The organism is Actinoallomurus rhizosphaericola (genome assembly GCF_024055675.1).
GTDB classification, from domain to species: Bacteria; Actinomycetota; Actinomycetes; order Streptosporangiales; family Streptosporangiaceae; genus Actinoallomurus; species Actinoallomurus soli.
On the sequence record NZ_JAMXMW010000005.1, the window covers coordinates 162,295 to 186,187 of the forward strand.

26 protein-coding genes are annotated in these 23,893 nt (G+C 68.8%); 18 read left to right on the forward strand and 8 right to left on the reverse strand.

Features of this window, described 5'->3' with window-relative positions:
• Window positions 1-6: 6 nt before the first annotated feature.
• The 4 genes from nuoL to NE234_RS14330 all read left to right on the forward strand — a co-directional run bounded on the left by nuoL (window position 7) and on the right by NE234_RS14330 (window position 6,328).
• The gene (nuoL, locus tag NE234_RS14315; protein WP_406566997.1) at window positions 7-1,947 is read left to right on the forward strand and encodes an NADH-quinone oxidoreductase subunit L; all 1,941 of its coding nucleotides are present in this window, start codon (window positions 7-9) and stop codon (window positions 1,945-1,947) included.
• A gap of 157 nt (window positions 1,948-2,104) precedes the next feature.
• Entirely contained in the window at window positions 2,105-3,640 is a 1,536-nt protein-coding gene (locus NE234_RS14320) for an NADH-quinone oxidoreductase subunit M (RefSeq protein ID WP_252779708.1), read from the forward strand.
• A gap of 112 nt (window positions 3,641-3,752) precedes the next feature.
• The gene (nuoN, locus tag NE234_RS14325; protein ID WP_252779722.1) at window positions 3,753-5,315 is read left to right on the forward strand and encodes an NADH-quinone oxidoreductase subunit NuoN; all 1,563 of its coding nucleotides are present in this window, start codon (window positions 3,753-3,755) and stop codon (window positions 5,313-5,315) included.
• A gap of 17 nt (window positions 5,316-5,332) precedes the next feature.
• The gene (locus NE234_RS14330; protein WP_252779725.1) at window positions 5,333-6,328 is read left to right on the forward strand and encodes a polyprenyl synthetase family protein; all 996 of its coding nucleotides are present in this window, start codon (window positions 5,333-5,335) and stop codon (window positions 6,326-6,328) included.
• Here NE234_RS14330 and NE234_RS14335 read toward each other — a convergent pair.
• Window positions 6,325-6,900, reverse strand: a complete 576-nt coding sequence (locus NE234_RS14335) for a hypothetical protein (RefSeq protein WP_252779727.1) — start codon at window positions 6,898-6,900, stop codon at window positions 6,325-6,327. The genes NE234_RS14330 and NE234_RS14335 overlap by 4 nt on opposite strands.
• Window positions 6,901-7,051: 151 nt before the next feature.
• On the opposite strand from NE234_RS14335, the gene NE234_RS14340 reads away from it, so the two are divergent.
• The 3 genes from NE234_RS14340 (at window position 7,052) to NE234_RS14350 (ending at window position 9,899) form a co-directional block, all read left to right on the forward strand.
• Entirely contained in the window at window positions 7,052-7,978 is a 927-nt protein-coding gene (locus NE234_RS14340) for a trypsin-like serine peptidase (RefSeq protein ID WP_252779729.1), read from the forward strand.
• Between the two features lie 93 nt (window positions 7,979-8,071).
• Window positions 8,072-8,968, forward strand: a complete 897-nt coding sequence (locus tag NE234_RS14345) for a trypsin-like serine peptidase (RefSeq protein ID WP_252779743.1) — start codon at window positions 8,072-8,074, stop codon at window positions 8,966-8,968.
• 25 nt (window positions 8,969-8,993) lie between these two features.
• On the forward strand, window positions 8,994-9,899 hold the full coding sequence (locus NE234_RS14350) for a trypsin-like serine peptidase (RefSeq protein WP_252779757.1): 906 nt from the start codon (window positions 8,994-8,996) through the stop codon (window positions 9,897-9,899).
• A gap of 8 nt (window positions 9,900-9,907) precedes the next feature.
• Here NE234_RS14350 and rarD read toward each other — a convergent pair whose 3' ends face one another.
• On the reverse strand, window positions 9,908-10,813 hold the full coding sequence (rarD, locus tag NE234_RS14355) for an EamA family transporter RarD (protein ID WP_252779759.1): 906 nt from the start codon (window positions 10,811-10,813) through the stop codon (window positions 9,908-9,910).
• 103 nt (window positions 10,814-10,916) lie between these two features.
• Here rarD and msrA point away from each other — a divergent pair, with 103 nt between their 5' ends.
• From msrA to NE234_RS45310, 7 genes are all read left to right on the forward strand, one after another.
• The gene (gene msrA, locus NE234_RS14360) at window positions 10,917-11,573 is read left to right on the forward strand and encodes a peptide-methionine (S)-S-oxide reductase MsrA (protein ID WP_252779773.1); all 657 of its coding nucleotides are present in this window, start codon (window positions 10,917-10,919) and stop codon (window positions 11,571-11,573) included.
• A 10-nt stretch (window positions 11,574-11,583) separates the two neighbouring features.
• Window positions 11,584-11,907, forward strand: a complete 324-nt coding sequence (locus NE234_RS14365) for a DUF4288 domain-containing protein (protein ID WP_252779786.1) — start codon at window positions 11,584-11,586, stop codon at window positions 11,905-11,907.
• Window positions 11,904-12,428, forward strand: coding sequence for a flavoprotein (locus NE234_RS14370; RefSeq protein ID WP_252779788.1), 525 nt, complete (start codon window positions 11,904-11,906; stop codon window positions 12,426-12,428). The genes NE234_RS14365 and NE234_RS14370 overlap by 4 nt, the downstream gene beginning before the upstream one ends.
• 20 nt (window positions 12,429-12,448) lie before the next feature.
• Window positions 12,449-13,666 (forward strand): helix-turn-helix domain-containing protein, encoded by a 1,218-nt coding sequence (locus NE234_RS14375; protein WP_308206887.1) that lies wholly within the window; start codon window positions 12,449-12,451, stop codon window positions 13,664-13,666.
• A gap of 76 nt (window positions 13,667-13,742) precedes the next feature.
• Window positions 13,743-14,045 (forward strand): hypothetical protein, encoded by a 303-nt coding sequence (locus NE234_RS14380; RefSeq protein ID WP_252779793.1) that lies wholly within the window; start codon window positions 13,743-13,745, stop codon window positions 14,043-14,045.
• Entirely contained in the window at window positions 14,045-14,266 is a 222-nt protein-coding gene (locus NE234_RS14385) for a hypothetical protein (RefSeq protein ID WP_252779795.1), read from the forward strand. The genes NE234_RS14380 and NE234_RS14385 overlap by 1 nt, the downstream gene beginning before the upstream one ends.
• Window positions 14,267-15,698: 1,432 nt before the next feature.
• Window positions 15,699-16,466, forward strand: a complete 768-nt coding sequence (locus NE234_RS45310; RefSeq protein ID WP_252779798.1) for an ASCH domain-containing protein — start codon at window positions 15,699-15,701, stop codon at window positions 16,464-16,466.
• A 42-nt stretch (window positions 16,467-16,508) separates the two neighbouring features.
• Here NE234_RS45310 and NE234_RS14395 read toward each other — a convergent pair whose 3' ends face one another.
• Window positions 16,509-17,510, reverse strand: coding sequence for an aldo/keto reductase (locus NE234_RS14395; RefSeq protein ID WP_252779800.1), 1,002 nt, complete (start codon window positions 17,508-17,510; stop codon window positions 16,509-16,511).
• 95 nt (window positions 17,511-17,605) lie between these two features.
• Between NE234_RS14395 and NE234_RS14400 the strand changes: the two genes are divergently transcribed.
• Window positions 17,606-17,935 (forward strand): hypothetical protein, encoded by a 330-nt coding sequence (locus NE234_RS14400; protein WP_252779803.1) that lies wholly within the window; start codon window positions 17,606-17,608, stop codon window positions 17,933-17,935.
• Window positions 17,936-18,090: 155 nt separating this feature from the next.
• Here the strand turns inward: NE234_RS14400 and NE234_RS14405 are convergent, their stop codons facing one another.
• Window positions 18,091-19,248 (reverse strand): alpha-hydroxy-acid oxidizing protein, encoded by a 1,158-nt coding sequence (locus NE234_RS14405; RefSeq protein WP_252779816.1) that lies wholly within the window; start codon window positions 19,246-19,248, stop codon window positions 18,091-18,093.
• A gap of 108 nt (window positions 19,249-19,356) precedes the next feature.
• Window positions 19,357-19,866, reverse strand: a complete 510-nt coding sequence (locus NE234_RS14410) for a hypothetical protein (RefSeq protein ID WP_252779830.1) — start codon at window positions 19,864-19,866, stop codon at window positions 19,357-19,359.
• Between the two features lie 216 nt (window positions 19,867-20,082).
• On the opposite strand from NE234_RS14410, the gene NE234_RS14415 reads away from it, so the two are divergent.
• Window positions 20,083-20,280, forward strand: a complete 198-nt coding sequence (locus tag NE234_RS14415) for a DUF4236 domain-containing protein (RefSeq protein WP_252779842.1) — start codon at window positions 20,083-20,085, stop codon at window positions 20,278-20,280.
• Window positions 20,281-20,288: 8 nt separating this feature from the next.
• Here the strand turns inward: NE234_RS14415 and NE234_RS14420 are convergent, their stop codons facing one another.
• Complete coding sequence (locus NE234_RS14420; protein WP_252779855.1) at window positions 20,289-21,152, reverse strand: DMT family protein; 864 nt, start codon at window positions 21,150-21,152, stop codon at window positions 20,289-20,291.
• Window positions 21,153-21,333: 181 nt separating this feature from the next.
• Between NE234_RS14420 and NE234_RS14425 the strand changes: the two genes are divergently transcribed.
• Together NE234_RS14425 and NE234_RS14430 are read left to right on the forward strand one after the other, a co-directional pair.
• Window positions 21,334-21,780: a lamin tail domain-containing protein gene (locus NE234_RS14425; RefSeq protein WP_252779857.1), complete on the forward strand. Its 447-nt coding sequence runs from the start codon at window positions 21,334-21,336 to the stop codon at window positions 21,778-21,780.
• 92 nt (window positions 21,781-21,872) lie between these two features.
• Window positions 21,873-22,529, forward strand: a complete 657-nt coding sequence (locus NE234_RS14430) for a maleylpyruvate isomerase N-terminal domain-containing protein (RefSeq protein ID WP_252779860.1) — start codon at window positions 21,873-21,875, stop codon at window positions 22,527-22,529.
• A gap of 310 nt (window positions 22,530-22,839) precedes the next feature.
• On the opposite strand, the gene NE234_RS14440 is transcribed toward NE234_RS14430, so the two are convergent.
• Window positions 22,840-23,160 carry a hypothetical protein gene (locus NE234_RS14440; protein WP_252779862.1) on the reverse strand — a complete coding sequence of 107 codons (321 nt, stop codon included), beginning with the start codon at window positions 23,158-23,160 and terminating at the stop codon, window positions 22,840-22,842.
• A 137-nt stretch (window positions 23,161-23,297) separates the two neighbouring features.
• Window positions 23,298-23,771 (reverse strand): hypothetical protein, encoded by a 474-nt coding sequence (locus NE234_RS14445; RefSeq protein WP_252779865.1) that lies wholly within the window; start codon window positions 23,769-23,771, stop codon window positions 23,298-23,300.
• Window positions 23,772-23,893 lie beyond the last annotated feature (122 nt).

Sequence of the window (23,893 nt, forward strand, 5' to 3'; positions counted from 1 at the left end):
ATCCCGATGACCACGATGAACGCTGTTCTTGCCGCCGGTGGGCCGGAACTCCACCCCCAGGCGGCCGAGGGCGTCCAGTCCGTCGCCTGGCTGCTGATCGCCCTGCCGCTGGCCGGCGCGGCGATCCTGCTGCTGAGCGGGCGCCGTACCGACAAGTGGGGCCACCTGCTGGGCACCGCGATGTCCCTCGGCGCCTTCGTCGTCGGCGTCCTCGCCTTCTTCCAGATGCTGGGTCAGAACGCCGACGGCCGCAGCCGGCTGGTGCACCTGTTCCCCTTCATCTCGGCCGGGTCGCTGAAGGTCGACATGAACCTGCTGGTCGACCCGCTGTCGATCAGCTTCGTTCTGCTGATCACCGGGGTCGGCTCGCTGATCCACATCTACTCGATCGGCTACATGGCCCACGACCCGGACCGGCGCCGGTTCTTCGCCTACCTGAACCTCTTCGTGGCGGCGATGCTCCTGCTGGTGCTGGCCGACAACTACGTCGGCCTGTACATCGGCTGGGAGGGCGTGGGTCTCGCGTCGTACCTGCTGATCGGGTTCTGGCAGCACAAGCCGAGCGCGGCCACGGCGGCCAAGAAGGCGTTCATCGTCAACCGGGTCGGTGACTTCGGCCTGTCCGTCGCCATCATGGTGATGTTCGCGACGTTCGGCTCGCTGAGCTACCAGGACGTCTTCGGTCAGGCCTCGCAGGCGTCGCAGGGCACGATCACCGCGATCGGCCTGCTGCTCCTGCTCGGCGCGTGCGGTAAGTCCGCGCAGCTCCCGCTGCAGTCCTGGCTCCTGGACGCCATGGAGGGCCCGACCCCGGTGTCGGCGCTCATCCACGCGGCGACGATGGTCACCGCGGGCGTCTACCTGATCGTCCGCTCCCACGCCATCTACGAGCTGTCGCCGGACGCGCGCCTGCTGGTCACGATCGTCGGCGTCGCCACGCTGCTCGCCGGTGCGATCATCGGTTGCGCCAAGGACGACATCAAGAAGGCCCTCGCCGGCTCGACGATGTCGCAGATCGGCTACATGGTGCTGGCCGCCGGCCTCGGCCGCCCCGGCTACGTCTTCGCGATCGCGCACCTCATCGCGCACGGCTTCTTCAAGGCCGGCATGTTCCTCGGCGCCGGTTCGGTCATGCACGCGATGAACGACGACGTGAACATGCGCAAGTTCGGCGGCCTGCGGAAGGTCATGCCGATCACGTTCGCGACGTTCGGCCTCGGCTACCTCGCCATCATCGGCTTCCCCGGCCTGTCCGGCTGGTGGACCAAGGACGGCATCATCGACGCAGCCTTCGAGAAGGGCGGCACGTCCGGCCAGATCCTCGGCTGGCTCGCGCTGATCGGCGCCGGCATCACCGCGTACTACATGTCGCGCCTGATGTTCATGACGTTCTTCGGCGAGCCGCGCTGGGACGAGGACGTGCACCCGCACGAGTCCCCGAAGGTCATGACGGTCCCGCTGATCCTGCTGGCCATCGGCTCGGTCGCGGGCGGTGCCTTCCTCATCCTCGGCGACCGGTTCGCGAAGTTCCTCGCGCCGGTCGTGGGCGAGCCGGAGGCGTCGCACCGCCTGATCACGCCGTACACCGGGATCGTGTTCGCGCTCATGGTCGTCGGCGTCGGCCTCGCGTACGTCCAGTACCTGCGCCGCCCGGTCCCGCGGACGGCCCCGGCGGGCAACCCCGCCGTGACCTTCGCCCGCAAGGACCTGTACGGCGACGCGCTGAACGAGTCGCTGCTCATGCGGCCCGGTCAGTGGCTGACCCGCCTCACGGTCTTCTTCGACAACCGCGGCGTCGACGGTGTCGTCAACGGCCTCGCCGCGCTCATCGGGGGGACCTCCGGCCGAGTCCGGCGCGTCCAGACCGGTTTCGTCCGCTCGTACGCACTGTCCATGTTCGTCGGCGCCGCGCTGGTCGTCGGTGCCCTGTTCCTGGTGAGGATCTGATGGCCACGACTGCCGCAGTGGCCGACCACCGGTGGCATGGCGTCGTACGCCCTGTCCATCCGTGCTCGCTGGAGAGCCGCACTCGTCGTCGGTGCCCTGTTCCTGGTGAGGATCTAGTGGTCGCCACGACTTCCCTGCCGCACCGGAAGGTGGCCTCATGCTGACCGCCCTCATCGCGATCCCGGCCGTCGGCGCACTGCTCGTCGCGCTGCTGCCCAAGGGCCGTGACGCGCTGGCCAAGCAGGTCGCGCTCGGCGTCACGCTCGTCGTGGCGGTGCTGTCCATCGTCATGGCGGTGCAGTTCAAGACGGACGGCCCGCGCTTCCAGTTCACCGAGAAGTACTGGTGGATGAAGCAGTTCGGCGTGCACTACGCGGTCGGCGTCGACGGCGTCGCGCTCGTGCTCATCCTGCTGTCGACGATCCTCGTTCCGCTGGTCGTGCTGGCCTCCTGGAACGAGTCGGGCCGCTCGGGCGGGGTGGACACCCCGCCGAAGCGGTCCGTGAAGAGCTACTTCGCGCTGCTGCTCAGCCTCGAGGCGATGATGGTCGGCGTCTTCGCGGCGACCGACGTCTTCCTCTTCTACGTCTTCTTCGAGGCGATGCTGATCCCGGTGTACTTCATCATCGGGTCCTACGGTGGGGCGCAGCGCTCGTACGCCGCGGTGAAGTTCCTGCTGTACTCGCTGTTCGGCGGCTTGCTGATGCTGGCCGCGGTGATCGGCCTGTACGTGGTCTCGGCGAACGCGGGCCACGGCACGTTCCTCTTCGACGAGCTGCGCACCCTGCACATCGCGCCGACCACGGCCAAGTGGCTGTTCCTCGGCTTCTTCATCGCCTTCGCGATCAAGGCGCCGCTGGTGCCGTTCCACACCTGGCTGCCGGACGCCGCGGGCCAGGCCCCGGCCGGCGCCGCCGTGCTGATCGTCGGCGTGCTGGACAAGGTCGGCACGTTCGGGATGCTGCGGTTCTGCCTGGAGCTGTTCCCCGGCGCGTCGAAGTGGTTCACGCCGGTGGTGCTGACGCTGTCGGTGATCGGCATCGTGTACGGCGCGGTCCTCGCGATCGGCCAGGTCGACATCAAGCGCCTGATCGCCTACACGTCGGTCTCTCACTTCGGCTTCATCACGCTGGGCATCTTCGCGATGACCTCGTCGGGCCAGAGCGGCGCGACGCTGTACATGGTGAACCACGGGTTCTCGACCGGCGCGCTGTTCCTGCTCGCCGGGTTCATGATCTCCCGTCGCGGGTCGGCGCGGATCGACGCGTACGGCGGCGTGCAGAAGGTGGCGCCGCTGCTGGCCGGCACCTTCCTCGTCGCGGGCCTGTCCGGTCTGTCGCTGCCGGGTCTGTCGAGCTTCGTCTCGGAGTTCATGGTCCTGGTCGGCACGTTCTCCCGCTACAAGGTGCCCGCGGTCATCGCGACGGTCGGCATCATCCTCGCCGCGATCTACATCCTGTGGATGTACCAGCGGACGATGAACGGCCCGACCGCCGAGGCGGTCAAGGGCATGAAGGACCTGTCCAAGCGTGAGCTGATCGTCGTGGCGCCGATCATCGCGATCATCGTCGCGCTCGGCTTCTACCCGAAGCCGGTGCTGGACGCCATCAACCCGTCGGTCAAGCAGACCCTGATCCAGGTCCACCAGCAGGACCCGAAGCCGACGGTCGCCGAGAAGGGAAGCCACCAGTGACCCGGAGCGAATCCGCCGCAGCGAGCGGAGTCGTCGGCCGAGCAGTGTTGCTTTGCGCGCCTCCGGCACGACGAAGGTCGGCGGCGGAGCGAGTGAGAAGGATGAGCGACCAATGAGCACGGTCTACATGGCGGCGGGGGACATCCCGACCCCCCACATCGAGTACGGGCGGCTCGCGCCGGTCCTGATCGTGCTCGGGGCGGCGTGCGTCGGGGTGCTCGTCGAGGCCCTCGCGCCCCGTGCCCAGCGGTACGGGCTGCAGGTGCTGGTCTCGGTCGTCGGCCTGGTCGCGGCGTTCGCGTGGACGATCGCGCTCGGCATCGGCGACCAGCCGCACCACGTCGCCGCGATGGGCGCGGTCGGCGTCGACGGACCGACCCTGTTCATCCAGGGCACGATCCTCGTCCTCGCCCTGATGTCGATGCTGCTGATCGCCGAGCGGACGAACGGGGACAGCCCGTTCACGGCGCAGGCGTCCACGGTCCCCGGCAGCCCGGAGGAGCGCGAGAGCCTCGTCGCGGGCCTGGTGCAGACCGAGATCTACCCGCTCGTGCTGTTCGCGGTCGGCGGCATGCTGATCTTCCCGGCCGCCAACGACCTGCTGACGATGTTCGTGGCCCTGGAGGTCATGTCGCTGCCGCTGTACCTGCTGTGCGGCCTGGCGCGGCGCCGCCGTCTCCTCTCGCAGGAGGCCGCGGTCAAGTACTTCCTGCTCGGCGCGTTCTCCTCGGCGTTCTTCCTCTACGGCACCGCGCTGCTGTACGGCTTCGCCGGTTCGGTGCGGCTGTCGGACATCGCGGCGGCGATCAGCAAGCAGGGCGGCACCGAGCCGCTGCTGCTCGCGGGCGTCGCGCTGCTCTCGGTCGGCCTGCTGTTCAAGATGGGCGCCGCGCCGTTCCAGGCGTGGAAGCCGGACGTGTACCAGGGCGCCCCGACGGCGCTCACCGCGCTGATGGCCTCCTGCACCCTGGTCGCCGCGGTCGGCGGTGTGCTGCGCGTGTTCTACGTCGGCCTGGAGACGCTGCGCTGGGACTGGCGGCCGATGATGTGGGCCGTCGCGATCCTCACGATGCTGGTCGGCGCGATCGTCGCGATCACGCAGACCGACGTGAAGCGCATGCTGGCGTACTCCTCCATCGCGCACGGCGGCTTCCTGCTCACCGGCGTCATCGCCACCAACAAAGCGGGCCTGTCGAGCACGCTGTTCTACCTGGCGGCGTACGGCTTCACCACGGTCGGCGCGTTCGCGGTCATCACGATGGTCCGCGACGCCGGTGGCGAGGCCGGGCACCTGTCCCGGTGGGCGGGCCTGGGCAAGCGTCAGCCGCTCGTCGCCGGAACGTTCGCCTTCTTCCTGCTGGCGTTCGCCGGTATCCCGCTGACCAGTGGGTTCACCGGGAAGTTCGCGGTCTTCCAGGCCGCGATGGCCGGCGGCGCGATGCCGCTGGTGATCGTGGGTGTGGTGTCCTCCGCCATCGCCGCGTTCTTCTACGTCCGGGTCATCGTGCTGATGTTCTTCAGCGAGCCGCTGGCGGACGGGCCGAGTGTGGCCTTCAGCCCGACGACCGCGGCGGCGGTCGCAGTTGGGGCGTTCGTTACCCTGGTCCTCGGCGTGATTCCCGGCCCCGCGCTGCACCTGGCGCAGTCGGCCGCAAATCAGCTGTTCGTCCGCTGAGACTTGGGGAGAAGTCTGTGAGTAGTGCCCTTCTGGGCCTTCCGGCCGTCGATGACACACTCGCAGCAGGCATCCAGGAGAGACTGGCCGAGGTCGAGGAGGCGCTGCGGGACGCGGTGCGCAGCGACTACGCGCTGATCACCGACGCCTCGCGGCACCTCACCGACGCGGGCGGCAAGCGGTTCCGGCCGATGCTGGTGCTGCTGGCCGCCCAGTTCGGCGACCCGGCCGCGCCCGGGGTCATCCCGGTCGCGGTCGTGGTGGAGCTGACTCACCTGGCGACGCTCTACCACGACGACGTGATGGACGAGGCCGTGATGCGCCGCGGTCAGGTCTCGGCCAACAACCGGTGGAACAACACCATCGCGATCCTCACCGGCGACTACCTGTTCGCCCGCGCCTCGGACCTCCTCGCCGACCTCGGCCCGGAGGCGGTGCGCATCCAGGCGCGGACGTTCGCGCGGCTGGTCCGCGGGCAGATCCAGGAGACCGCCGGCCCCGCCGAGGACGCCGACCCGCTCGACCACTACATCGAGGTCATCGCGGGCAAGACGGGCTCGCTGATCGCCGCGTCCGCGCAGCTGGGGTCTCTGCTGGCGGGCGCCAGCCCGGAGATCGTCGAGAGGCTGACGTCGGCCTGCGAGAAGATCGGCGTCGCGTTCCAGCTGTCCGACGACATCCTCGACATCAGCTCGGAGTCGGAGGAGTCGGGCAAGACGCCCGGCACCGACCTGCGCGAGGGCATCCGCACGCTGCCGGTGCTCCACGTGATGCGTTCGGCGGCGGACGAGGACGCCCGGCTGCGCGAGCTCCTCGGCTCCGACCTCACCGACGACGCGCGGCACGCCGAGGCCCTCGCCCTGCTGCGCGCCCACCCGGCGATGGACCGGGCCCGCGCCGACCTGCGCCGGTGGGTCGACGAGGCCCGCGCCGAGCTGCTGACCCTGCCGGACGTTCCCGCGCGGGCGGCGTTCCTGTCGCTCTGCGACTTCGTCCTGACCCGTACGAGCTAACCGCGCCGGCGGCGGACGAGCAGCGTGCCGGCGCCCGCGAGCAGCAGCGCGGCCATCACCGCGCCGATCGCCAGGAACGGCGTCTTCGAGTCATCGTGGCTCTGTGAGGCCGTCGGTGTGGCGCTCAGGCTCGCGGGCGCCTGCGGGGACGCGGTGTGCTCCGCCCCGGGCGGCGGAATGACCGGCGCCGACGAGCGTGTGCCGCCGGTACCAGGTGCGCCGGACCTGCCGGCCTTGACCACGACGACGACCTCGCCGCGGATCGTACGTCCGTCTCCGCACGACGCGACGATCGCGTACGGACCCGGCCGCAGGTCCTTCTTGATCCTCGCGTCGCCCTCGCCGGTGTCCGCCTTGCCGTAGAGGTCGACGTCGCGGGTGAACGCCCGGGACCTGGCGACATGGGCCGTCGGGCCGACGCTGCAGCCGGGCACGGAGATGTGGACGCGCTGCCCGGGGTGAGGGGACTGCGGCAGGACGGCGATGCCGTCCGCGGTGGCCGGCGCGGCGCCCAGCCCGGTCGCCGTGACGGCGGCGACGGTGACCGCGACGGCCCTACGAACTGGTCGCACTGCGTCCTCCTCGGAGCCTCGCGGGCTCTGGCGCCCATGGCCGGTACGGGACATGCAAGTTACTGCATACCTTGATCAAGAGTGGAGATGTTAGGGCTACGCTATTGGTTCGCTTTGCCGGGGTTAAAGAATGTCATCAACGGGGTGAGTGGTGCGCGCGACGAGATTCCTGCCGATTGTGCTGGTCCCGGCCGCGTTGGTCACTCTGGCCGGGCCGGCGGTCGCCCGATCCACCCATCGGCACGGCGCCACCGTGGCCAGCGCGCAGACGGACGATCCGTACGGCGTCTCCGACGCGGCCACCCTGGCGTTCTGGACGCCCAAGCGGATGGCGGCGGCCACGCCGCTCGACGGCCGGCCGACGCAGGCGCCGAGCGGCAAGATGAGCGTGGCGTCCAGCCGGCCGACCGCCAACACGTGGTCCGGCAGCCCGGTCGTCGGGGCGCTGTTCCTCAGCAACGGCAGCGGCAGCCACTACTGCACCGCCAGCGTCGTCAGCACGTCCCAGAAGAGCCTCATCCTCACCGCCGGGCACTGCCTGTACGGCACGAACGGCTGGGCGAAGAACATCGTCTTCGTGCCGCGCTACAGCAAGACCAAGGGCGCCCGGCCGTACGGCGCCTGGACGGTCACGTCCATGTACGTCGACTCCCGCTGGAAGAGCCACCGCGACCCGGACCTCGACTTCGGCTTCGCGGTGGTCGGCACGCTGAACGGCAGGCGCATCGCGGACGTCGTGGGCGCGAACCGGCTCGTCATCAACCAGGGCTACACGAACCGGGTCCGCGTCATCGGGTACCCGATGAAGAAGTACTCCTCCGTCGACAAGCCGATCTACTGCAACGTCACGACCCACAAGGCCTTCAAGTACCAGATCTACTTCGACTGCAACGGCTTCTACGGAGGCACGAGCGGCAGTCCTTGGATCAAGAATTACAACACCACGACCCGGCGCGGCGACGTGCTGGGCGTCATCGGCGGCTACGAGGAGGGCGGCAAGTACGACTGGCGTTCGTACAGCTCCGTCTTCGACAAGGACATCAACAACCTCTTCACGACGGCCAAGAAGCACGGCTGAATCGCGACACGGCTCGCGAAAGCCCGGCGGCGACGCGGCGATGGTGCAATAGTTCGTCATCGTGTACGCCTGCGCACGGAGGGTGAGCCCCGGGTGAAGACCACACGACTGCTCTGTGCCGTCCTGGCCGGCCTGGCGCCGCTCACCCCGCTCCCGCACGCCTCGGCCGTGAGCGCGGACGGCGTGCACGCCGTCAGCTTCGTCGACCGCGCCGCGGGAACCCACAGCGCGGCGTACTGGACCGAACGTCGCATGGAGACCGCGACACCCGTCGACCCCCGTCTCGTACGGCAGGCGGGGCCGCCCGACGCCATCCCGTCGGCCGGCTACACCGGTGGCAGCCGCGTCGTCGGGGCGCTGTTCCTCAGCAACGGCACCGGCCGGCACTACTGCACCGCCAGCGTGGTCGGCTCGGCCAAGCGGAACCTCCTGATCACGGCGGCGCACTGCCTGTACAGCCCGAGCGGCCGTACCTGGAACCGCAACATCGTGTTCGTGCCGAAGTACAGCCGCGGCCACCGCCCGTACGGCACCTGGCCGGTCTGGCTGATGGTGGCCGACCAGCGGTGGATCGACCACGGCGACCCGGACGCCGACGTCGCGTTCGCCGCCGTCCAGGAGATGGACGGCCGGCGCATCGCCGACGTCGTCGGGGCGAACGAGCTGCTGATCAATACGGGTTACTTCAACCGGGTCACGGTGATCGGGTACCCGTCGCGGTCGAACAACCCGAGCGACCGGCCGATCCGCTGCGCCGGCCAGACGTACCGGCAGGCCGACGGCCAGCTCCGCTTCGACTGCGCCGGCTTCACCGGCGGCACGAGCGGGAGCCCGTGGATCGCCGAGTACGACGACCAGGCGCAGCGCGGTTACGTGGTCGGGGTGATCGGCGGCTACCAGCGAGGCGGCGACACCGACTGGCGGTCCTACAGCCCGCTGTTCGACGACGACATCGGCCACCTGGCCGTCAACGCGAACGACCAGGCCTGAGCGGGCCGTCCAGAGCCGGCACCCGATGCGGATCGGACGAGGGGCGCAGGGGCTCCTGCTGACGGCGGGCCTGTCCTCCGTGGCGGCGTCGGCCGCCGCCGACGTCGAGACGGTCCGCGCGGTGAGCCACGCCGAACCCGACGCGGCCCGTACGGCCGCGTACTGGACCGTCTCCCGGATGGCGTCCGCCACTCCGACGGGACACCGATCGGCCCGTAAGACCCGGAAGCGGTCCGGGCCCCCCACCGGAACGCCCGCCGCCGAGAAGGACGGCGGCAGCCGGTCCGTCGGCGCGCTGTTCTACGACGACGGCGACGGCGGCCACTACTGCACCGCCAGCGTCGTCCATACGCCGAAGAAGGACCTCATCCTCACGGCGGCCCACTGCCTGTACGACCCGAAGAAGCACATCTACGCCCGGCACATCGCCTTCGTGCCGGACTACAACGCCGCACGGCCCAGGCCGTACGGCGTCTGGCCCATCCGCAGGACCTGGCTCGACGCGCGCTGGACGAGACACGGCGACCCGGACCTCGACGTCGGCTTCGCGGCCGTGCGCAAGGTCGGCGGCCGCCACATCGCCGACGTCGTCGGCTCGAACACCCTCCGCACCGGCCAGGGGTACACCAATCGGGTGACCGTGATCGGGTACCCGGTCAGGAGCCACAACCCGGCGGACAAGCCGGTCCGGTGCACGAACCGGACGTTCAAGCAGGCGAGGCACCAGCTCGGCTTCGACTGCCGGGGCCTGTACGGCGGCACGAGCGGCAGCCCGTGGCTGATCCGGTACGACGCCAAGAAGCAGAGCGGCGACGTGATCGGCACGATCGGCGGTCACCAGGACGGCGGATCGACCCACTGGCGTTCCTACAGCCCCGTCTTCGACGACGACATCGCCAAGCTCATCGTCAAGGCCGACAGGGAGTCCTAGAGGCGATCTCAGGCGGCCTCGGCGACCGGCTCCGGCCGCGGCGCCGCGCGGCGCTTGGAACGGGCCGCACGCAGCCCGTCCCCGGTGAGCATCACGAGCGCCGCCCAGACCAGCAGGAACCCGACCCACCGGCTCGCCGGCATCTCCTCGTGCTGCACCAGCAGGCCGATGAGGAACTGGATGACCGGCGCGAGGTACTGCAGCATGCCGATGACGGTCAGCGGCACCCGCGTCGCCGCCGTGTTGAACAGCATCAGCGGGATCGCCGTGACCACGCCCGCGCCGGCGAGCAGCGCGACGTGCCCGACTCCGTGCTCGGTGAAGGTCTGGTGCGGCGCGAGCAGCGTGTACGCCAGCGCGGGCACGAACAGCACCGCCGTCTCGACCGTCAGGCTCTCCGCCGACCCGGTCGCCGCGAACTTCTTGACCAGCCCGTACGTGCCGAAGCTGCAGGCCAGCAGCAGCGCGATCCACGGCAGCCGGCCGTAGTCCGCGGCCAGCACCCCGACCGCGACCACGCTGACCCCGATCGCCGTCCACTGCCAGGGCCGCAGCCGCTCGCGGAAGACCAGGACGCCGAGGAGCACGCTGACGAGCGGGTTGATGAAGTAGCCGAGGGCCGCCTCGATCGTGTGCCCGCTGTTCACGGCGTAGATGTACGTACCCCAGTTGACCGTGATGATCAGTGCGGCGACCGCCAGCAGCAGGATCCGCCGCAGCCCCAACGTGCGGAGCCACCCCCAGTGCCGGCGCACGGCCAGGACGACGAGGACGGCCACCAGCGACCAGATCATGCGGTGCGCGAGGATCTCCAGCGCCCCGGCCGGCTTCAGCAGCGGCCAGTAGAGGGGGAACAAGCCCCACATCGTGTACGCCGCGATGCCGGACACAATGCCACGACGGGTATCAGCCACGTCCAAATCGTATCAAGCCGTAATTAGCGTAAACGCTTAACGGTACTGTCCAGTGCTGCTACACGGACGGGGTCTCGCTTGCGCCGAGGGATACCCTGCAAGGGTGTTCGGATTCGTGAAGCAGACGATGGTGACCCCCGAAGAGGCCCTGCCGGGCCGCGACACCCCCATGCCCGTCGCCGGGCGGCACACGGTGCTCGGCACCCCGCTCGCCCCGCCGTACCCGCCGGGCACCGCGATCGCCGAGTTCGGCGAAGGCTGCTTCTGGGGCGTCGAGCGCGCCTTCTGGAAGATCCCCGGTGTCGTGTCGACGGCCGTCGGCTACGCGGGCGGCTACACCCCCAACCCCACCTACGAAGAGGTCTGCTCCGGCCGCACCGGCCACGCCGAGGTCGTGCGCGTCGTGTACGACCCGGCCAAGATCTCCTACGACCAGCTGCTCAAGGCGTTCTGGGAGGGCCACGACCCGACCCAGGGCATGCGCCAGGGCAACGACGTCGGCACGCAGTACCGCTCGGTCATCTTCTACCGCGACGACGCCGAGCGCGACGCCGCCCTCGCCTCCCGCGAGGCCTACCAGAAGGTCCTGAACGCCGCCGGCTACGGCGAGATCACCACCGAGATCGTCCCCGCAGGTGAGTTCTACTTCGCCGAGGACTACCACCAGCAGTATCTTTCGGACGCCAAGAACCCGAACGGCTACTGCGGCGTCGGCGGCACCGGCCTCACCTGCCCGGTGGGCGTGGCCCGCGCCGAGTAGGCGGCGGACGGTGGTGGAGAGGCCGGGCTGGTACGGAGTCCGTTGCGTCATCCGTTGGCCGCAGAACACGGCGTACGAGGAGAGCATCACCGTCTGGCGTGCGGCGTCCTTCGGCGAGGCGATCGAGAAGGCGGAGGCCTCGGCGCGCGACTACGCGGCATCGTGCGGCGGCGAGTACACCGAGCTGGCGCAGGCGTACTTCATCGGCGATGAGGAACTGATCACGGAGGGCGCCGAGGTCTTCTCGTTGATCCGGAAGAGCGACCTGGAGCCCGACGACTACCTCACGACCTTCTTCGACACGGGTGACGAACACCAGGGTGCTGTTGGGTGAACCACGAAGCCGGGCGGGTCCTCTATGTGGTCGTCTGCGCAGCTCCGGCGGCCTCGGATGTTGAGGACCTGGTGCTCCTTACGCAGGCGGCGGGGTGGCGCGTCTACGTGATCGCCACTCCGCTGGCACTGCGCTTCATCGATGCCGACCGGCTCGCCTCGCTGACGGGTGAGCCGGTGCGGAGTGAGTGGCGGATGCCGGGGGAGCCCAAGGTGCTGCCTCCGGCCGACGCGGCGATCGTCGCTCCGGCGACCTTCAACACGATCAACAAGTGGGCGACCGGCATCACCGACACGTTCGCCGTCGGGGTGCTGTGTGAGCTGGCCGGATCCGGTGTCCCGATCGTGGCGGTTCCGCTACTCAAGGACGCTCTTGCCCGCCATGTGGCGTTCGGACCCAACGTCGACGCGTTGCGCTCGATGGGCGTGCGGGTGCTGTTCGATCCCTCTGCGCCACCGGATGCCCGTATGCCACCCTGGAAGCAGATCCTCACGGAGCTTGCCGCACTTCGGGCACCGTAGCCCCTGGCGAAAGGCACAGCGTGGACGCTCGCGCGGAGATCGGTCGTCGCATCGCCCGCCAGAGACGGCGGCGAGGAATGAGCCAGGCCGTGTTGGCCCAACTGGTCGGACGTTCCGAAAGCTGGCTGAGCCAAGTGGAGCGCGGTCTCCGATCGATCGACAGCCACTCGGTGCTCATCCAGCTCGCCGAAATCCTCGGCGTGGACATCAGTCAGCTCACGCCAAGCGAGACGGGTACGGAGACGGTGAAGTACGAGCCGGTCGCGAGCATCCGCGAAGCCATGACGCGGTACGGGGCACTCCCCGGAGTGATCAACTCACGGACGAACGGCGGTCGTCGGCCGAGTCTGCAGTGGCTGCGTAACGAGGTGCGCCGTGCCAACGGCCTGTACCAGGCGGCCCGCTACGACGACGCCGGACGACTGCTGCCGGGGTTGATCGATGCGGCAGAGGAAGCGCGTGTGTCGTGCCCTGCGGCAGAGCGTCGAACGGCGGACGCACTGCGGGCGCTCGTCTACCACTCGGCCACCATGACACTGAGCCGGGTCGGTGAGCCGGAGTTGGCCTGGACGGCGGCGGACCGTTCCGTCGCGGCGGCAGAGGTGGCCGAGCGGCCCGTCCTGGCGGCGGTGAGCGCATACCGGCTCGGGTACGTCCTGATCGGCCTCAAGCACGCGAGCCGAGCGGAAGACCTCGTGCTCCGAGCGGCTGAGGCTCTGGCGGGTTCCAGCCGACGCGCCAAGCCTCCCGCGCTCTCCGTTCGCGGGGGCCTCTACCTCGCGGCGGCTTCGGCAGCGGCAGCGCGCTTCGACAGAGCAACCACTGACCGGCATCTCCGGACGGCACGAGGGATCGCGGAACAGGTCGGACAGGACCGCAACGACTTTTGGTCGGCGTTCGGACCGACGAACGTCGTCATCCACGAGGTATCGGCTGCCGTCGCGTTCGGCGACGCCAAGTTGGCGCTGTCGCGGGGCGAACCGCTCGACGTGCAGCGGCTGGGGCCTGGTCTTCGGGGGCGACGGGCTCAAGTCCTGCTCGATTTGGCGCGCGCCTACGGACAACAGCGGAAAGACGCGGCCGCGGTACACACCCTGCTCAAGGCCGAGCAGGTCTCGCCGGAACTCATCCGGTACGACGCACGCACCAACGCGCTGCTCACCGAACTCGTCCGGCGAGAGCATCGCGCCAGCACACCAGAGCTGAGAGGACTGGCGCGCCGGGCCGGCGTCGTCTGACCCGCACTCGACTGCGGCCTTTTTACCCTTACCACAGTGCGGCTCGAACTCGTCCGACGGCGGCACCCTCGACGTCATGACGGAACAGGCGACACGACCAGAGATTCCCGAGGACGTACATACGATCGCAGACCGCCTGGCGCGGGCCTGCCGGGTGGAGGGACTGAGCGCTGACGTGCTCGGCCCTACTCGGGTACGGGCCTGCGTCCCCGAGACGCATGCGGGGCTGGCGGAAATCATCAAGATCATGCCCGATGAGGGCGAGGTCCTGTCCTTCTACTGGAGCTGGGGCGAGCGCATCTGCCCGGCGGCCGACATCGCCAGGGCGGTGGCCGCGATCAAGCACGTCGTCACCCCGCCGCTTCATTCGGCGTTCTGATGGCGTCGCCGGACGAGCTGATGCGCTCGGTGCACAACTTCCACGCCGCCGCCGATCGGATGCGCCGACCGGGCGTCTCGTGGATCGCCGAGGTCGCCCAGCTCAAGATCCTGGTCGGCAAGTATCCGGACCACGCTCGGGAATTCCTGGCGCGCTTAGGCGAACCCGTCCCCGGCGGGGGATGCCCGGTCGGCACGACGACAGAACAGGGAAGGGCGTGATGACCGTTGTGATGAGTCCCGGTCTCTCCGGGTGGGCGCGCGTCGGGAACGACGTGAACAGTGTCCCCTTGTGGCAGTGGAACGGGGAACCGGTCTATGCCGCGACTCGTGACACGGATCAGCTCCTGTTCCTCGGTGCCGCTCTGACTCGGTTCGACGAGATGAGCGCCGAGGAATTTCACGCATTCATCTCGTCGGCGACCGTGCCCGGCAGGAGGGCCGAGCGGCCGTGATCTGCCTGCGCCCCTGATCCTTCAGATCCCGCCTTTTCTGGCCATCCCTCGCTGTCTTTCGCGGCCGTGTGCCCTCGATGTGCCCCGGCCAGGTCGGGCATGTGCACGCCCGACCTGGCCGACGCCGTACAGCCTCTCGGCTAGAGGCCCCAGCCGGTGTAAGACTCGGGCGGCTCTTCTTCTCGCGGAGAGAATGACACGGGGAGCGTGTAGACCTCCGCGTCGTAGGCGTTCTCTTCAGACCACTCGACATGTGCGGTACCGCACCCCCGCAGACACATCGTGTCCGGCGCGGGCTCATCGCCGAAGTCGTGTTCGCAGACGCGGCTCGTGTGCCAGGCGCTCACCAGTGAACCTCCTCGTGAGATGGGTCACTGACCCGGCGAGGGCCTGCTTCGGCGGTTGACGGGCGGGAAAGGTGTTGCTTACATGGCACGGCGAACTCCTCCGTGGTCCTTGAGCATGGGCGTAATTGGGGGTAGTTCGTTCGAGGGCCGGTTAGGAGAGTGGGCGCTCTCCCAACCGGCCCGCAGGAGTTACGGGGGTCGGGCTCTTTCCATCCGGGGGTCCTCAAACGCTACGACCGATCGGCGCCTTGTCGGAGATGGAGCTTGATGCGCCGAACTATTGAACGACTCTAGTTAGTCCACCGCCTCCTCGAAAGTCGCCCATCAAGGCATCAAACGCCTAATTCGGGCACATCGATGATCAGTGAATTAGCGCTCTACCTGCGACTTCATGCCGCATCAGTTCATCTCGACGGCATTCGCAGCCATACCCGTAATCGGCGTGTCGCCTGTGACCGGCGGTGCTGCTGTGACTTCACAGACACGACGTTAGGGCGGATGTGTCACATTTCCCCCTGCTCCCGCTAGCCGCCCACTCCGGGGACTCTCGGGCAGGTTCTGTCTGCCGCCTCATCTCCGTCCGGGTCGGCTTGGTTCCCGGGCTCCCCAGCTCGTCGCCGTGGGATAGGTGATATCGAGCCTGGGCCGACGATCACACCCGTGCTTGTCGGCGATGCCGTCCAGCTCCGCGGCGACGTAGCGCGATGTGCCCTGAGGGCGGTGCGGAGGCGTACCTGCTGAAATCCGTTTGCGGCCGGCCGCCTGTCCGATCATGGTAGGGACGTGAGCGCCTGACCCGAGGAGACGGCTGTGTTCGTACCCCCATCAGCCCGGCCACTCGATGAGGACGAGGTGGAGCTCGTCGAACTGGCCCGCCGTACCATCGACGCCAATACCGACGCCGGCCCGGACGAGGACGGGATCCACACGGCTGGTGCGGCCGTAATGGCGGCTGACCATCGGACGTTCACTGGTGTGAACCTGTATCACTTCACCGGCGGTCCGTGCGCCGAACTCGTTGCCCTTGGTGCGGCTCGTGCACAAGGGGCGCGGCAGATGAAGTGCATCGTCGCCGTCGGTAACCACGGACGAGGTGTCATGGGGCCGTGCGGGCGTGATCGTCAGATCTTTGTCGACTACTACCCGAAGATGCGTGTCATCGTGCCCACCCCGGACGGGCTGCGGTCGGTGCTGGCTGCCGATCTGATGCCGCTGGCCCAACCGTGGAGAACAGAGGCGGGCACGACCCATCTCGACGAGTCGCTCTATGAAGATCCCGAAACGACAGGTCCCCAGATCGTGCGGTTTCACCCGCGGTACCTCGCGGCGGTCCGGTCGGGAAGCAAGAGCAGGACCACACGCTTCAACGACCCGGCCACGATCGGACCGGCAAGGTTCCTTTTCGAGAGCGATCCCGAGGTCGTTCTGACCGGCGAGGTGACCGACGTCAAGCGTTGTCGGCTGAGCGAGGTCACCGATGAGGATGCCCAAGCCGAAGGAGGCCAGGTTGCAGCCGATCTCCAGGAAGGGTTGAAGGCTCACTACCCTGACATCGAGCTCACAGACGAGGTCGACGTCATCACCTTCCGGATTCACCGGGTCGGCGCCGAGTCCGCCTGACCTCCGGCCGCGTCGGGCCGGGGGCCGGCGGCGTACCGGAGGTCAGCGCCGGACGAACCGCGACTGCAGTTTGTACGGGTAGGGCGGCTCGATGTCGCTCGCCGCGGTGAGCCGGTCCACCTGTTCGGCGGTCAGTGACCACTCGGCGGCGGCGAGGTTGTCCTTCACCTGGTCGAGGGTGCGCGCGCCGATGATCGGGGCGGTGACCGGCGCGCGCTGCATCAGCCAGCGCAGCGACACCTGCGCCGCCGTACGGCCGGTCTCCTCCGCGATCGCGGAGACCTCGTCGACCACCCGCCAGGTGCGCTCGGTGGCGTACTTGCTCCAGGGGATCGTCCCGGAGTGTTCACCCTGCTTGACGCGGCTGCCGTCCGACGGGGTGGTCGTGCCGCGCCGGTACTTGCCGGACAGCCAGCCGGCCCGCAGCGGCGACCAGGGGATCACCCCGAGCCCTTCGGCTCGGCAGACGGGGAGCAGTTCCCACTCGGCGTCGCGGTCGAGCAGGTTGTAGAGCGGCTGAAGGCACACGAACGGCTCCCAGCCGTGCATCGCCGACAGGTCGAGGGCCTTCTGCAGCTGCCAGCCGCAGAAGTTGCTGGCGCCGACGTACCGGACGATTCCGTTCCGTACGAGCGTGTCAAGGGTGGACAGGGTCTCCTCGAGCGGAGTGGCGTTGTCCCAGTTGTGCACCTGGTACAGGTCGATGTGGTCGGTGCCGAGCCGGCGGAGGCTGGCGTGCACGGCGTCGAGGATGTGCTTGCGCGACGAGCCGCGGTCGTTCGGGCCCGGGCCCATCGCGTTGAATCCCTTCGTGGCGATGATGAAGTCGTCGCGGTTCTTGGTCTTCAGCCAGCGGCCGAGGATCTCCTCGGAGCCGCCCTGGGCGTAGACGTCGGCGGTGTCGAGGAAGGTCCCGCCCGCATCGGCGTAGGCGTCCATGATGTGGCGACTCGTCTGTTCGTCCGTCTCCACGCCGAACATCATCGTGCCCATGCAGAGCTCACTGACCTGGAGACCGGACCTACCGAGAAATCGTTGCCTCATGCCACGGACGCTAGGATTTGAAGTGCACTCTAGGTCAAGACGCCAAGAAACCGAACGCCTACTGCGGCGTGGGCGGCATAGGAGTCAGTCGTCCGGTGGGCATCAACGAAGCGGTCTTCAATGAGGTCTCGGTTCTGTGGGCGGAGCATCTCGGGCTGACGTTCCCGGATGACCTCAAGGGGCTGGAGGCCGACGGCGAACCCGTTGCCCTGCTCGACACCTACATGGCCGGCTGCGTCAGTGGCTATCTGGGTGGAGGGCTGGACGCCGAGAAGCGCGTGATCCTGGATGACTGTAGCCGCGTGCTCCAGAAGCTTCTTCCAACGCTCCCTCATGGCGGCGGACGCGGATATGCGGCGCGCCTCGTCCGGATGGCCGACCTCATCCTCAGCGACTCGCCGTCACCCCGGTCGAGTGAGACATGACCCTGGCACCGCGCGCGGCAACGCCGAGGAATGGCAGGCATTGTTCACAATGCGCACGCCGGGGTCGCCTGTCGTCTGCCAGTGCCGTCTACTGACAGGAGAATATGTGCACTGTCAGTAGACACCACGAGAAAGATTGCCCCCGGCTGGGGTGGTCAGGCCACGCGGCGGAGTGACTCGGGGGTGAGGTCCTTCAGAGTGGGGTAGCCGTCGACGGCCATGATGAGGTCTGCTTCGGCCAGGAGCGAGCGCAGGACGTGGACGACGCCGTCGACGCCGCCGATCGCGAGGGCATAGGCGTACGGGCGGCCGATGCCCACCGCGGCGGCACCCAGGGCGAGGGCCTTGATGATGTCGGCGCCGTCGCGTACGCCCGAGTCGAACAGGACCGGCAGCCCGTCGGCGGCGTCGAGCACGTCGGGCAGGCAGTCCAGGGCGGTCAGTCCGTTGTTGGCCTGCCGGCCGCCGTGGTTGGAGCAGTAGATGGCGTCCGCGCCGTGGTCCTTGGCGCGGCGGACGTCGTCGGGATGGCAGATGCCCTTGAGCATCAGCGGCAGTTCGGTCTGCGACCGGAGCCAGTCGAGGTCGTCCCATCTGAACGGTCCGCCGAAGATCGGCAATGTGCGCACCGCCACCTCGACGGGATCGTCGCCGGGCTGCAGCCGCTTCCGGAAGACCGGGTCGCTGGTGTAGTTGGTCAGGCAGCCGCTGGGCACCTGCGGGTAGTTCGAGTCGCGCAGGTCCCGCGGCCGCCAGCCGGTGACCCAGGTGTCGAGGGTCACGGCGATGCCCTTGTAACCCGCCGCCTCCGCCCGGTGCACCAGGCTCGCGGCCATGCCCCGGTCCGGCGGGGTGTAGAGCTGGAAGAAGCCGGGCGTATCGCCGAGTACCGCGGCCACGTCCTCCATCGGGTCCGCCGACAGCGTCCCCTCGAAGAACGGGACGCCGGTGCGGGCGGAGGCACGTGCGCAGGCGAGGTCGCCGTGGCGGTCCTGGGAGCAGACCCCGATCACCCCGATCGGCGCCATGAACACCGGCGAGGGCAGCTTCACCCCGAACAGCTCGATCGACATGTCGCGTTCGGTCGGGGCGACCAGCATGCGCGGATACAGGCCCCAGCGCTTGAACGCCTCGCAGTTGGCCCGCTGGGTGTGCTCGTCACCGGCGCCCCCGGCCACGTACCCCCAGACCTTCGGCGGCATCGCGGCCGACGCCTTCGTCTCCAGGTCCGCGAACTTGATGGGGTACTGGGGCTGATGCCCGGACAGTCCCTGGGCGTACAGCTCGTTCTGGTACTCAGCAAAAGCTGCCATATCTGGCGTGCTACCCCGCGAGCACGCTCCGTCAACCTGGTCGCGCGGGCGGGCCGTGCCGGTGGCGGCGTCCCGGTCCTCACCTGGGTCGGGACGCCGCCGTGCGGATCAGTAGTGGTAGTACGGGTTCTTGATGTACTTCTTCGTGACGCACTTCTGCTGGGCGTTGCTGACCGGCAGGTTCTGACAGACCTGCACCTTGACGCCGCGCAGGAACGCCTTGCCGGTCGAGGTCTTCTTCCAGTCGAGGTGCTTGCCCTTACCGCAGGCCTTGCCGCTCGTGTATTCGACGTCGTTCCCGGGGACGTCCAGGATGATCCGGGCCTGGGCGCACCACTTGCCGCTCGCGATGTCGGTCACCCGTACGCTCCACTCGGCCTTGTCGGTCAGCGTCCCGTCGTGCCAGCCCACCCAGGCCTTGCCCTTGGGAATGCCGCTCAGCCTGGTGCCCAGTCCGCTCAAGGTGAAGTACGTCTTCTTCGAGGCGCCGGCGGTCGTGACGGAGCCGTCGGCCTTGACGGGGCCGGCCTGGGCCGAGGCCATCGGCACCAGCGCGAACGCCGCCGCGGCCGCGACCGAGAGCATGCCGACGCGACGGGAGATCCGGAGAGTGGTCATCGTTTCCTCTGGGGGCGAAGGGATCGACGGCCACATCCTGTTGGTCGTGGAGTCTCGGGAACAGATCCCCAGGTCCCGATTCCGAATGGTGCCCCGGCACTAGTCCCGCAACGACGGGTGCCAGGACATTGGCGTCCAACTGCGGAAAGTTTGGCCGGGGGCATGGCGGGCATCTGCTGGCGCATCTATCGAAAAGGCACGAAGGGGAGCGCAGCGATGGGCGTGATGTTCCGTAAGCGGCAGAAGTTCGGGCCGCTGATCTTCAATTTCACCGAGCACGGCTTCTCGTCCTGGAGCATCAAAATCGGTCGCTGGTCGTGGAACTCCCGAAGCCGTGCGCATCGGGTCGATCTGCCCGGTCCGCTGTCCTGGAAGCAGAACAAGTCCCGCAGCCGCGCCCGCGACCACGTGTGAGGCCGGGCTCAGTGGTGTGACGTCGGCGCGGGGGCGGGCTCGGCCGTCTCTGTGGCGGGCTCGCCGAAGCGGGCGAGGGCGAGCGTTGCCGCGACGGCCAGGAGGAAGCCCAGCACGGCGCTCCAGGCGTACCCGTGACGGGTGCCGTCGCCCAGGAGGACGACTCCGACCAGCGCCGGCACGACGGTCTCGGCCACGACCATGGCGGCGGTGGTCGTGGTCACCGAGCCGCGCTGCAGCGCGGTCGCGAAGAACAGGAACGCGGACAGACCGCCGGCCGCGATGACGTACGCCGCCGGGTCCGTCAGCAGATCGAGCGGGGACAGGCTCACCAGCACCCGCGCGCCGATGGCGACGAACCCGAACCCCAGGCCCGCGACGAACCCGAGCACCGCGGACCGGGTCTCTCCGCGCAGGCGTCCGGCCGCCATTCCCGCCGCTCCCAGCACGACGACGCAGCCGAGCAGCGCGAGCCGGAACGTCAGGCTCACCGAGGCCGGGTTCTCGTGGCCGGCGGCCAGGCCGAGCAGGGCCAGGCCGACACAGACCGTGGCGACCGCCGCCCACTCCCGTACGGACAGGCGGACATGCAGGACCCAGGCGGCGACGACCGCGGTGACCGCCAGGTTCGCGGCGATGACCGCCTGCACGACGAACAGTGGAAGCGACCGCAGGGCCGCCAGTTCGGCGACGAAGCCGAGCACGTCCAGCCCCGTGCCGATGAGGAACGGAAGCCGCCGGATGAGGCGGACCAGCAAGCGCGGGTCGACGCCCGTGCCCGTGGGCGCGGTGCGGGCGGCGAGGGCCTGCAGCACGCTCGCCGTGCCGAAGCAGATGGCGGCGGCGACCGCCCCGAGCAGACTCCAGACCATTCCCCGAGCCTAGGGCCGATCGGCCGTGCTGTCCGCTCCGGTACGCCCTCGCGCCGCCGCAGGCGACCGGCGACGACGCCGGCCGGGAGGTCATGGTTGTCCCGCCGGCCCGTCCTTATCGGGCCATTCCCTACTGACCGGTCATAACGTGTGTACTCGGGCGAAAAACTACGATCACGCCATGAAGTCGCGTCACATCGCCGGAATCACCGCAGCCCTTGCGGTGGCGGCCACCCTCTCCTCGGCGCTTCCCGCCGAGGCGGCCTCGACCGTTCGGATCTACCGGGTCTACTACGACTCCCCGGGCTCCGATAACCGCAGCAACACGAGCCTGAACGCCGAGTGGGTGCAGATCATCAACCGCGGCTCGACGCCCCGGTCTCTGACCGGCTGGAAGCTGCGCGACCGGACCGGCTACACCTACACGTTCGGCAGTTTCCGGCTGGGCGCACGGAAGACCGTCTACGTCCACACCGGCAGGGGCACCGACACCACGAAGAACCTGTACTGGGGCCGGCGGGCCTACGTGTGGAACAACACCGGTGACACCGCCTACCTGCGCAGTTCCTCCGGTAAGTCGATCGACAGCTGCTCCTGGGGCAGGTCGGGCAGCTCCCGGTACTGCTGACACGCGTCCACGCGCTGATCACTGGCCGCCACTGCGCCCTATCGGCGGTGAACGCCAGTGATCAGCCCCCATCCGGCTGCGATACTCCCGCCATGGGCCACGAAGTTCTCGAAACGGCTTATGCCCCTCTGCTCGCCCTGGTCGAGGGGCTGGACGACGACGCGGCCTGGCGGCCGACCGGCTGCGCCGGATGGGCGGTGCGCGACCTGGTCTTCCACCTGCTGGGCGACGCGCAGCGGGCGCTGGTGGCGCTCGGCACGCCGGCGACCGGGCCCGCGGACGTCGACGCGGTCACCTACTGGCGGGTGTGGTCACCGGAGGACCCCGGCGCCGATTCCTCCCGGCGCCACACCCGGATCATGGCGAGCGTCTGGTCGGGCATCCGCCCGCTGGCCGACCTGTACGCGGAGACGGCGCGGGCCGTGCTCGTCCACGCGCGCCGGTTCGCGGGTGACGAACTCGTCGCGACCCAGGGGCACACGCTGACGGTCGGCGACCTGCTGGCCACGCTGGCGGTGGAGGCGGGCGTCCACCACCTCGACCTGACGGCGCACCTGCCCGGCCCGCCGCCGGCGCCGGAGGTGCTCCGCCTCGTCCGGGACGTGCTCGACGGGCTCGCGGGCCGGCCCGTGGCACCGGACTGGGACGACGTCCACTACGTCCGCGTCGGCACCGGGCGTACGCCGCTCACCGCGGCCGAACGGGAGTCCCTCGGTCCGGTCGCCGAACTGTTCCCCCTCTTCGGCTGAACGGGCAATGGGGCCCGGCCCACCGCTCCTCCGGTGGACCGGGCCCGCCGCCTCCGGATGGACCGGGCCCGCCGCCCCCGGGTGGGCCGGGTCCTGCCGCCGCGCCGGCGGTGGGCCCGCGGTGCGACGAAACCCCGGGGGGATAGTTCGGTTGTTGCCCCTACCGGGCCGTGACCGGCCCGGTAGGGGCAACAGCGGAGCCTGGTCAAGATCTTCCAGGTGCTCGGCTGCGCGTTCGCTCGCTCGCCGAGTTCGGCGTGGGAGTCAGACGCTCACCGACAGCCGCTTTGCCTTCGGTCGTGGCCTGAGGTCACCAGGTTGTGTTGCAGGAGGGCACGAACCCAGTGACGCCGGTCGCGATGTCGCGGCCGTGCAACGACGTCCACGACGTCACACCGTTGTCGCACGTGTAAGCGGGGGCGGAATACACCATGTCGACGTCGAAGCCCTGACCCGGGTAGCCCAGCCCGAGGATCCCCGAGTAAGGGTCGTTGAGCGCACCATTCGCCCAGATCCTGACGCCGGCCACTCGGAAATCCGTCCCGGTCCCGGCGTCGGCGGGCGCCGCCAATGGCCCGACCGCCGCCACCGTGGCACCGGCCATGAGAGCAGCCATCGTGATCTTCCCCATGCGCACTATGAATCATCTCCTTGATCTCGGGGGAATGAATTTACGCGAAATACCTGATCATCGCCTCATGGGTCCATGGTGAGTCATCGCTCACTACGACAGTCTTCGGCTAACGCAGCAGAGGGCTCCTCTCCAGATCAGAAACGGACGTGGTGGGGGGAGACGAATTGGTAGTCGGCAACGAATCCGCCGTTGACGTCGGCCTTGCCGTGGCCGGCGGGTACGGCCTTGGAAACCAGGGATCGTGCGGTCTCGCGGGTCTCCCAGGCGTAGTCGTTCTTGTGGGTCTTGGTGTTGTAGTACTGGATGCTGGTGAAGATGTAAGTCCCCCGGTGGGCGTATTCGGCGGACTCGTCGACGCGGACCCAGAGGGTCTTGCAGGTCGCGGAGTGGTAGACGCGCAGGGTGCCGCCGGTGGCCTTGGGGTGGCCCTCGGAGTCGTAGCCGGTGAGCTTGGCGGTGAGGATGAGGCGTCCGTGGTACTTGCCGGCTGCTTTGGTGCAGGGGCTGGACTTGGCGGTGGACGCCTCGGCGGCGGTGGCGGTGGCCATCGCGCCGGTGGCGATGGCGGCGACCGTGAGCAGCGCGGAAATGCGGCGGCTGATTTCCATGGTGATGTTCCCCTCGATGAGGCGACCCGAATGGCCGCCTTCTGCCCTATTTGACCCGCCGCTCGGATCCTTGGTTGACGAAAGAACATCACGAACACATAACGACCGCATGATTCCGTCCG

What these genes read in the sequence shown, in the direction of transcription:
- NE234_RS14320 (WP_252779708.1), top strand. Translation starts at nt 2,105, where the DNA reads ATGCTGACCGCCCTCATCGCGATCCCGGCCGTCGGCGCACTGCTCGTC.
- NE234_RS14430 (WP_252779860.1), top strand. Translation starts at nt 21,873, where the DNA reads ATGGGCCACGAAGTTCTCGAAACGGCTTATGCCCCTCTGCTCGCCCTG.
- NE234_RS14385 (WP_252779795.1), top strand. Translation starts at nt 14,045, where the DNA reads ATGGCGTCGCCGGACGAGCTGATGCGCTCGGTGCACAACTTCCACGCC.
- nuoN (WP_252779722.1), top strand. Translation starts at nt 3,753, where the DNA reads ATGAGCACGGTCTACATGGCGGCGGGGGACATCCCGACCCCCCACATC.
- NE234_RS14380 (WP_252779793.1), top strand. Translation starts at nt 13,743, where the DNA reads ATGACGGAACAGGCGACACGACCAGAGATTCCCGAGGACGTACATACG.
- NE234_RS14425 (WP_252779857.1), top strand. Translation starts at nt 21,334, where the DNA reads ATGAAGTCGCGTCACATCGCCGGAATCACCGCAGCCCTTGCGGTGGCG.
- NE234_RS14410 (WP_252779830.1), bottom strand. Translation starts at nt 19,866, where the DNA reads ATGACCACTCTCCGGATCTCCCGTCGCGTCGGCATGCTCTCGGTCGCG.
- NE234_RS14440 (WP_252779862.1), bottom strand. Translation starts at nt 23,160, where the DNA reads ATGGGGAAGATCACGATGGCTGCTCTCATGGCCGGTGCCACGGTGGCG.
- NE234_RS14445 (WP_252779865.1), bottom strand. Translation starts at nt 23,771, where the DNA reads ATGGAAATCAGCCGCCGCATTTCCGCGCTGCTCACGGTCGCCGCCATC.
- NE234_RS14405 (WP_252779816.1), bottom strand. Translation starts at nt 19,248, where the DNA reads ATGGCAGCTTTTGCTGAGTACCAGAACGAGCTGTACGCCCAGGGACTG.
- nuoL (WP_406566997.1), top strand. Translation starts at nt 7, where the DNA reads ATGACCACGATGAACGCTGTTCTTGCCGCCGGTGGGCCGGAACTCCAC.
- NE234_RS14420 (WP_252779855.1), bottom strand. Translation starts at nt 21,152, where the DNA reads ATGGTCTGGAGTCTGCTCGGGGCGGTCGCCGCCGCCATCTGCTTCGGC.
- NE234_RS14415 (WP_252779842.1), top strand. Translation starts at nt 20,083, where the DNA reads ATGGGCGTGATGTTCCGTAAGCGGCAGAAGTTCGGGCCGCTGATCTTC.
- NE234_RS14395 (WP_252779800.1), bottom strand. Translation starts at nt 17,510, where the DNA reads ATGAGGCAACGATTTCTCGGTAGGTCCGGTCTCCAGGTCAGTGAGCTC.
- NE234_RS14350 (WP_252779757.1), top strand. Translation starts at nt 8,994, where the DNA reads ATGCGGATCGGACGAGGGGCGCAGGGGCTCCTGCTGACGGCGGGCCTG.